General features: G+C 66.9%; 5 protein-coding genes. 3 read left to right on the forward strand and 2 right to left on the reverse strand.

The annotated features are described in order from the left end of the window. The first annotated feature begins 528 nt into the window (after positions 1-528). From AB7O82_RS35985 to holA, 3 genes are all read left to right on the forward strand, one after another. Positions 529-1,047: a DUF3576 domain-containing protein gene (locus AB7O82_RS35985; protein WP_428547289.1), complete on the forward strand. Its 519-nt coding sequence runs from the start codon at positions 529-531 to the stop codon at positions 1,045-1,047. A 147-nt stretch (positions 1,048-1,194) separates the two neighbouring features. Further along, the gene (gene leuS, locus AB7O82_RS35990; protein ID WP_428547292.1) at positions 1,195-3,801 is read left to right on the forward strand and encodes a leucine--tRNA ligase; all 2,607 of its coding nucleotides are present in this window, start codon (positions 1,195-1,197) and stop codon (positions 3,799-3,801) included. Positions 3,802-4,028: 227 nt separating this feature from the next. Next, positions 4,029-5,075: a DNA polymerase III subunit delta gene (gene holA, locus AB7O82_RS35995; RefSeq protein ID WP_428547295.1), complete on the forward strand. Its 1,047-nt coding sequence runs from the start codon at positions 4,029-4,031 to the stop codon at positions 5,073-5,075. Between the two features lie 149 nt (positions 5,076-5,224). On the opposite strand, the gene AB7O82_RS36000 is transcribed toward holA, so the two are convergent. Both AB7O82_RS36000 and AB7O82_RS36005 read right to left on the reverse strand, forming a co-directional pair. Continuing rightward, positions 5,225-6,175, reverse strand: coding sequence for a ParB/RepB/Spo0J family partition protein (locus AB7O82_RS36000; protein ID WP_428547298.1), 951 nt, complete (start codon positions 6,173-6,175; stop codon positions 5,225-5,227). Continuing rightward, on the reverse strand, positions 6,159-7,052 hold the full coding sequence (locus AB7O82_RS36005; RefSeq protein ID WP_428621674.1) for a ParA family protein: 894 nt from the start codon (positions 7,050-7,052) through the stop codon (positions 6,159-6,161). Before AB7O82_RS36005 ends, AB7O82_RS36000 begins: the two co-directional genes overlap by 17 nt. Positions 7,053-7,074: the final 22 nt, after the last annotated feature.

Raw genomic sequence — 7,074 nt, forward strand, 5'->3', positions numbered from 1 at the left:
CCGGGGCGGCCATCACCCCGCCGACGACCAAGGCGGTCGAGCCGAGTAGAAGCTTTTTCATCATTCTCCCTCTCTCATTGATCTGAGACTGGTACGTACCACAAGGCCTGTCCGACCGGCGGAAGTGGGAGCCCGAGAGATCCGGCGACACACGGCCCCGCCAATACGGCCGCGCTATAGAAACACTCGGGCCCCTCGGGGGTCAAGAAATCGACGCGCCAGCGCTCGATTCTGCCCGCACCTGTGGCGTCTTTGTCACAATTCGAGAAGGGGACGAGAGGTGCTTTTTCTTGCTTAAACCGAAACGGGGACGATGGCTAGGCGCCTTCCCGAGTTTTCCCACAGGATTGACGCCACATATTGAGTTTGCTCAAGCAACTGACTGAGCGGTTGCGGCGGAACTCCCCTTGCGGCGAAAACGTCGTCCCCGTATGGTCCGACCCGCCGCTGTGTTATCGTGGCTACGAAGGGACGCCAACGATGCCGCGCTTGTCGCATATTATCAGAATTCTTGCAGTCGGAGTGTGCTTGGCTGCGGTCGGCCTCGCCGGATGCGGAAATCCGAATGCCGTGAAAGAAACCAAGAGCGGGCCGTCGAGCGACCGCAACAGCCGTGACATGATTCAGGGCCTGGGCGGCCAGAATCGCGAGCAGGGCAGCCTGTTCGGGCCGGGCGGGCTGTTCGGGACGAAGCAGGAAAAACAAATCGATAATGGCACCGGCGTCGCCGTGAACGCCTATCTGTGGCGGGCGTCGCTCGACACCATCAACTTCATCCCGCTGGTCTCGGCCGACCCCTTCGGCGGGGTCATCATCACCGACTGGTACACACCGGCTGAAACGCCCAATGAGCGCATGAAGGTCCAGGTGACCATCCTCGATCGCGATCTCAGGGCCGATGGCGTGCGGGTGGCGGTGTTCAAGCAGACGACCTCGCCCCGGGGCGGCAATTGGGTGGACGCCCAGGTCGACCCGCGCACCAACATCGACATCGAGAACGCGATTCTTACCCGGGCACGCCAGCTCCGCATCGCCGGCGGTTCCTGATTCAGGCTCTTGTGGACCGCGGGCGGCCCTCCTGCCCCTGGAAAGGCGCGGGCGGCACGCCCGCGGTCCAGAAGACACTCGCGACGCTTGACGAGTGCGGCCGCAGCGGGCATCCGCTGCGGCCGCAGTCCTTTTCGGGGTTCTTCCGTGTCGTCGACGCCAGCGCGCTACAATTTCCGCGAGACCGAAGCCAGGTGGCAGAGGGTTTGGGACGATCGCCAGACCTTCCGCGCCCAAATGGATCGCGCCCGTCCCAAGTACTACGTCCTCGAGATGTTCCCCTATCCGTCGGGGCGCATCCATATGGGCCACGTGCGCAACTACACCCAGGGCGACGTGGTGGCGCGCTACAAGCGGGCGCGCGGCTTCAACGTGCTGCATCCCATGGGCTGGGACGCGTTCGGCCTGCCGGCCGAAAATGCGGCGATGGAGAAGAAGGTTCATCCGCGCAAATGGACCTACGAGAACATTGCGACCATGAAGGCGCAGCTGAAGTCGATGGGCCTGTCGCTCGACTGGAGCCGCGAGCTGGCGACCTGCGATCCGACCTACTACCGCCACCAGCAGAAGATGTTCCTCGACTTCTGGAAGGCGGGCCTGGCCTACCGGCGCGAGGCCTGGGTCAACTGGGATCCGGTCGACAACACCGTGCTGGCCAACGAGCAGGTGATCGAAGGCAAGGGCTGGCGAACCGGCGCGCCGGTCGAGCGCCGCAAGCTCACCCAGTGGAACCTCAAGATCACGACCTTCGCCGACGAGCTGCTCGAACGGCTGGATACACTCGAGCGCTGGCCCGAGAAGGTCCGCCTGATGCAGGCCAACTGGATCGGCAGGAGCCGCGGCGCGCGTGTCTTCTGGCAGCTCGCCGACGCCTCCGGTGCGGCCTCCTCTGCAAAAGACTGGGGCAGGCTCGAGATATTCACCACGCGGCCGGACACGCTGTACGGCGCCTCGTTCATGGCGCTGTCGGCCGAGCATCCGCTGGTCGCCGAGCTGGCCGAGCGCGACCCGGCGCTGCAGCACTTCGTAGCCGAATGTCGCAAGACCGGCACGGCGGCGGCCGAGCTCGAGACTGCCGAGAAGATGGGGTTCAGGCTGCCTCTGCTGGCCCGGCATCCGCTGATCCCCGGCAAGACCGTGCCAGTCTATGCCGCCAACTTCGTGCTGATGGAGTACGGCACCGGCGCCATCTTCGGCTGCCCGGGCCACGACGAGCGTGACCACGAGTTCGCCACCAAGTACGGCCTGCCGATCATTCCGGTGGTCATGCCCGAAGATGGCGACGCCAGGAGCTTCAGCGTCGCCAAGGCGGCGTTCGTCGAAGACGGCGTGATGATCAATTCCGATTTCCTCGACGGGCTGCCGGTGGAGGAGGCGAAGGCCGCCGTGATCGCGCGCCTCGAGGAAATGGGGGTGGGGCGGGGCACCATCCAGTACCGGCTACGCGACTGGTTGGTGTCGCGCCAGCGCTACTGGGGCTGCCCCATCCCGGCGATCCATTGCGAGAGCTGCGGCGTCGTGCCGGTGCCGGAAAAGGATCTGCCGGTCGAGCTGCCGGAGGACGTCACCTTCGATCGCCCGGGCAATCCGCTCGACCATCATCCGACCTGGAAGCACGTCGCCTGCCCGTCGTGCGGCAAGCCGGCGCGCCGCGAGACCGACACATTCGACACGTTCATCGATTCGAGCTGGTATTTCGACCGCTTCACCTCGCCCCAGATGGCGAGCGCGCCGTTCGACCGCGAGGAAAACCACTACTGGATGCCGGTCGATCAATATATCGGCGGCGTCGAGCATGCGATCCTGCACCTGCTCTACTCGCGCTTCTGGACGCGCGCCATGCGCGAGGTCCAGATGACCAGCCGCGACGAGCCGTTCGACGGATTGTTCACCCAGGGCATGGTCTGTCACGAGACCTATCGCGCCGCCGACGGCTCCTGGTTGATGCCGGAGGAGGTCGAGCGCAGCGCGGGCGGCACGGTCGTGCGGCGATCCGACGGGACGCCGGTCGCGGTTGGCCGCTCGGAGAAGATGTCGAAGTCGAAGAAGAACGTGGTCGATCCGGACCAGATCATTCGCGACTACGGCGCCGATACCGCGCGCTGGTTCATGCTGTCGGACTCACCGCCCGAGCGCGACCTCGAATGGACCGAAGCCGGCGTCACCGGTGCCTGGCGCTTCCAGCAGCGTCTGTTCCGCATTGCCTCGACGGCGCTCGGCGAATTGCCGGCCGCCGGAACCCCGAAGCCGGCCCAGCTTGCCAGCGCAGCCACTGATCTCAGGCGGGCTGCGCACAAGGCGATCGCCGGCGTCTCGGCCGACATCGAGGCCTTCCATTTCAACAAGGCGGTGGCGCGGCTTTACGAGCTCGCCAACACGATCGACGGCTTCGAGGCGGCCGACGAGGGCAGCCGGTGGGCCTTGCGCGAAGCGCTCGAGATCTTCGTGCGCCTGGCCGGGCCGATGACGCCGCATCTCGCCGAGGAGTTGTGGCAGGCGCTCGGCCACACGTCGCTGCTCGCCGATTCGCCGTGGCCGTCGGCCGAGGACGCCCTGCTGGTCGACGACACGGTGACGATCGCCCTGCAGGTCAACGGCAAGTTGCGTGGCACGATCCAGATGCCGAAGGACTCCTCGAAGGAAGCCAACACCTTGGCCGCCCTGGCCCACGTCGACGTCCAGAAGGCCATGGCCGGCAAGCCGCAGAAGAGGGTGGTCGTCGTTCCCAATCGCTTGGTGAATGTGGTTGTGTGATGCGGCCTTCCACCCGCCATTCAAATTCCTCCCCCGTCATCGAGGAAGGTGGCCCGGAGGGCCGGTGGGGAAAGCCGCAGTCCTTGTTTCTCCGATGCTGACGTCGGAATCTGAAGCATTGCGTTTGCCGCAGTCCCGCTCCGCCCCGTATGACGGGGCACCTCCCCCGATCACGGGGGAGGAATGGAGATGCGCGCACTCCGTCGCACTCCGCTGAGGAGGCGAGATTGAAGATCGAGCCGCGCCAGGTCGAAGCCTTTCTCAGGAAGCCGGATGCAACCATCCGTGGCATCGTCGTCTACGGCAACGACGATGGCCTGATCGCCGAGCGGGCCGTCGCGCTCGCCAGGACGGTGTGCGAGGACCTCAAGGATCCGTTCCGCGTCGTCGACGTCGGTGGTGACGTCCTGAAGGCCGATCCGGCGCGGCTGGCCGACGAGTTCGGGGCGATGTCCCTGATGGGCGGGCGGCGGGTGGTTCGCGTGCGGCCGGCCGGCGAGGAAGTCGTGGCGGCGGTCGAGAACCTGGTTGCCGCCCCTGCGGGCGACGCACTGGTGGTGATCGAAGCCGGCAACCTGACGCCGCGCTCCGGCCTGCGTTCCCTGGCCGAGAACGAAGCCTGTCTCGCCGCCCTGCCATGCTACATGGACAACGAGGCCGCCCTGCAGGCGCTGGTCGAGAGCGCGGCGCGAACGCGCGGCCTTGCCGTCGACCCTGACGCCCTGGATTGGATCGTCGAGCGGCTGGGCGGCGATCGCGGCCAGAGTCGCAGCGAGATCGAGAAGCTCCTGCTTTACAAGGAAGGCGACGGCACCAAGGTGGTGTCGCTCGACGATGCAGTCGCAGTGCTGGGCGATACCGCGGCGATCGGCATCGACGAGGTCGTGGCTGCAACCTTCGATGGCGAGCTCGCCATTCTCGACCGTGCTCTCGACCGCGTGTTCGCGGAGGGCGGCAACGCCGTCCAACTGGTTCGAGCGTTGCAGCGCCATGTCGACCAGCTCCATGTGGTGGCGGCGCACGCGGCCGCCAGCGGGAACCTCGAAGCGGCGATGTTCAGGGCCCGCGCCCTGCCGCGCGGCGGTCCCGTGCGCGCGCGCTTCGGACGTCATCTTCAGAGGTGGCCGCTGCCGCGCCTCGGCGCCGCCCTCAGTGCGATCCTCGACGCCGAGATCGACTGCAAGCGCACGGGCCTCCCCGACCAGGCGATCGCCCGCCGCCTCTGTCTGCGCCTGGCCTCGGCAGCCCAGGGCGCACGGCAGCGTCGGCGGTAGGGTTCGCGCCGACGCGCGGATGGCGCTCGCTCATGGTCTTCCGGACCGCGGGCATCTTGCCCGCTCATGGTCATGAACCACGAGTATGAGCGGGCAAGATGCCCGCGGTCCGGAAGACCATGAGTGCCATCAAAGGCGGCGTTCGCCCGCTACCGCCGCGTCAGCTTGTCGACGACCGAGTCGAGCTGGTCGAAGTCGCGGATCTCCAGGGTCAGCACGCTCTGCTCGCCGAGGCCGCGCAGCCGCAGGTCGGCCTTGAGCCCCAGGGCCTCCTCGATGCGCCGCTCTAGTGCCCGCGTATCGGCGCTCTTGGGGCCGGCAGCCGCGGCTGCCTTGCCGGCGCGCCCGCCGGCCGCCGGGGCAGGCGCAGCAGCCTCGCTGCGCAGGCGCTCGAGCTCGCGGACCGACAGCTTTTCCTCGGCAGCGCGCTTGGCCAGGGCCAGGGCGTCGGGCACCCCGATCAGGGTCCTGGCCTGGCCGGCCGACAGCTCGCCGCGCTGCACCATTTCCTGCACCGGCACCGGCAATTCCAGCAGGCGTAGCGTATTGGCGACATGCGGGCGGCTCTTGCCCACGACCTTGGCCACGTCCTCCTGGGTCTGGGTGAAATCCATCATCAGGCGACGATAACCCCGCGCCTCGTCGATGGCCGAGAGGTCGGTGCGCTGCAGGTTCTCGATCAGCCCGAGCTGCAGGGCATCGAGGTCGCCCATGGTGCGGACGACGACCGGCACCTCGTGCAGCTGCGCCTTCTGGGCGGCACGCCAGCGGCGCTCGCCGGCGACGATCTCGTAGCTGTCGGGCTGCCCCCCCGCCGGACGCACCAGGATCGGTTGCAGCAGACCGAACTCCTTGATCGAATCGACCAGCACCTCGATGCCGTCAAAACTGGTGCGCGGTTGCATCTTGCCGGGCCTGAGCTGACCGACCGGCAAGGTCGTCGGCGGCCGGCTCGACACGAAGGCGGAGGCGTGCGCGGCAGCCGGTGCTTCGTTCGTAGGTTGTGCCGGTACGGGGGCGACGGCGGTGGCGACATCGTCGTCGCCCAGCAAGGCGGACAGGCCGCGGCCGAGGCCGCGCGCTTTAGGAGGTTGGCTCATGGGACACCATGTCAGGCGGTATTTCTAGCGTGTTGCGACGACGGCGGATGAACTCGCTGGCCAGCAGGATGTAGGCCTGGGCGCCGGCGCAGGCGCTGTCGTAGATCAGCACCGGCATGCCATGCGACGGCGCCTCGGCAATGCGCACGTTGCGCGGAATGGTGGTGCCGAAGACGAGCTCACCGAAATGCCGACGCACATCGGCCTCGACCTGCTGGCTGAGCGTCATGCGGCGATCGACCATGGTCAGGACAACCCCGGCGATATGCAACTTTGGATTGAGCCGCTTCCTGACGCGCTCGACCGTATTGGACAGGGCACCGATGCCCTCGAGCGCGAGGAACTCGGCCTGCAGGGGAACCAGGACGGCGTCGGCCGCCACCAGGGCATTCAGAGTCACCAGACCGAGCGACGGCGGGCAATCGACCAGGATGGTCGTCCAGCGCGAGCGGGCATGGCTCTCGGGGGCATTCAGAGCCTCCAGGAAGCGGTGCTCGCGGCGCTCCACGTCGATCAGCTCGATCTCGGCGCCGGCCAGCGACACCGACGCCGGCATTACCGACAGATTGGGAATCTGGGTGGCGCGGACACAGGCATCGAGGGGCGCCAACCCGAGGAGGAATTCGTAGGTTCCGGGTGAGCGCTCACTTCGTTCAACGCCCAGGCCTGTGGAGGCATTGCCCTGCGGATCGAGATCGATCAGCAGCACTGACTCGCCCACGGCCGCCAAAGCCGTCGCGAGGTTCGTGGCAGTCGTGGTCTTGCCGACTCCGCCTTTTTGATTGGCGATGGCGAAGATCTGGGGTCCCGAACCGGGGCTAGGCGCCGCCGGCTCCTCGGGGGGAGAAGTGGCCGATTCGAAGGATGACGGCGTCAAGGTCTGTCTGACTGTTCGAGGG

The organism is Reyranella sp., from assembly GCF_050185545.1.
Taxonomy (GTDB): domain Bacteria; phylum Pseudomonadota; class Alphaproteobacteria; order Reyranellales; family Reyranellaceae; genus Reyranella.